Annotated in this window: 1 protein-coding gene; it reads left to right on the top strand. The window is 70.9% G+C overall.

The window, feature by feature from the left end:
- Positions 1–1,791, top strand: a 1,791-nt coding sequence (locus I4I78_RS32245; protein WP_218615290.1) for a primary-amine oxidase, incomplete at both ends; no start/stop codon positions are given.

Raw genomic sequence — 1,791 nt, 5'->3', positions numbered from 1 at the left:
CACGGGACACCCACTGGAGATGACCACCGAGGCCGAGGTCGCCGCGGTCCGCGAGGTGCTGGCCGAGGCCGGCCTGCTCGGCGAGCACGTCCGCTACGCCTTCTTCGCCCCCGAGGAGCCGGCCAAGGACTCCGTCCTCGCACACTCCGACGGGGACCGCGTCGACCGGCAGTTCCGCGCGGTGCTGCTCGACCTGGCCTCCGGGCGGTCCTGGGACACCGTCGTGTCCGCCACCGACCGGGTCGTGGTCTCGCAACACGAGCTGGACCCGCCGCGCGACGGCCAGCCGCCGATCATCGACAGCGAGTTCGAGTTCATCGAGGACGTCCTCAACGCGTGCCCGGAGTGGCTCGCGGCGCTCTCGGCGCGGGGGATCGAGCCGGCGTCGGTGCGGGCGGTGCCGCTCTCGGCCGGGGTCTACGACTACCCGGACGAGGCCGGGCGCCGGATCGCCCGCGCGTTCGGGTTCCGGCAGGACCACGAGAAAGACCACGCCTGGGCACACCCGATCGACGGCCTGGTCGCCTACGTCGACCTGACCGCCCGCAGCGTCGACCGGGTGATCGACACCGGGATCGTGCCGGTGCCGCAGACCAGCGGGAACTTCGACGACCCGGCCGTGCAGGGCGAGCACATGACCTCGCTCAAGCCGATCGAGATCACCCAGCCCGAGGGCCGTTCGTTCACCGTCGACGACGGGCACGTGCGCTGGGGCAAGTGGGACCTGCGGATCGGGTTCAACGAGCGCGAGGGCCTGACCCTGCACCAGATCGCGTTCGACGACCGCCCGATCTGCTACCGGGCGTCGGTCGCCGAGATGGTGGTCCCCTACGCCGACCCCGCACCGGTCCGGTTCTGGCAGAACTACTTCGACTGCGGCGAGTACATGTTCGCCCGCTACGCCGACTCGCTGCAGCTGGGCTGCGACTGCCTCGGCGACATCCACTACGTCGACGCCACCATCGCCGACGACCTGGGCAACCCGAAGACGATCTCCAACGCGATCTGCATGCACGAGGAGGACTACGGCGTCCTCTGGAAGCACTCCGACATCTTCACCGGCTCCCGCGAGGTGCGCCGCCAGCGCCGCCTGGTGATCTCGTTCTTCACCCCGATCGGCAACTACGACTACGGCTTCTACTGGTACCTCTACCTCGACGGCACGATCGCGCTCGAGGTCAAGGCGACCGGCATCGTGTTCACCGCCGCCTACCCGCCCGAAGGGAACCCGTACTCGACGGAGGTCGCACCCGGCCTCGGCGCGCCGTATCACCAGCACCTGTTCTCGGCGCGGCTGGACATGACCGTCGACGGGCCGCGCAACGCCGTCGAGGAGGTCGAGGCGCAGCGGATGCCGATGGGCGAGGACAACCCGTACGGCAACGCGTTCCGCCAGTCCCGCACCCGCCTGACCAGCGAGTCCACCGCGCAGCGCGCCAGCAACCAGGGCGCGGTCCGGACCTGGCACATCATCAACCCGGAGCGGCGCAACGCCCTGGGCGGCGACGTCGGGTACGCGCTGATCCCGGAGGGCAAGGCGACGCTGCTGGCCGACGACGCGTCGTCGATCCACGCCCGCGCCGGGTTCGCGACCAACGCGCTCTGGGTGACCGCCTACGACCCGGCCCAGCGCTACCCGGCCGGGGACTTCGTCAACCAGAACGCCGGCGCCGGCCTGCCCGCCTGGACCGAGGCCGACCGCCCGGTGGACGGCGAGGACATCGTCGTCTGGCACACGTTCGGCACCACGCACTTCCCGCGCCCGGAGGACTGGCCGATCATGCCCGTCGA

Origin of the sequence: Pseudonocardia sp. KRD291 (assembly GCF_019263595.1) — a bacterium.
GTDB lineage: Bacteria > Actinomycetota > Actinomycetes > Mycobacteriales > Pseudonocardiaceae > Pseudonocardia.
This window is presented reverse-complemented; position numbering and strand designations above follow the sequence as displayed.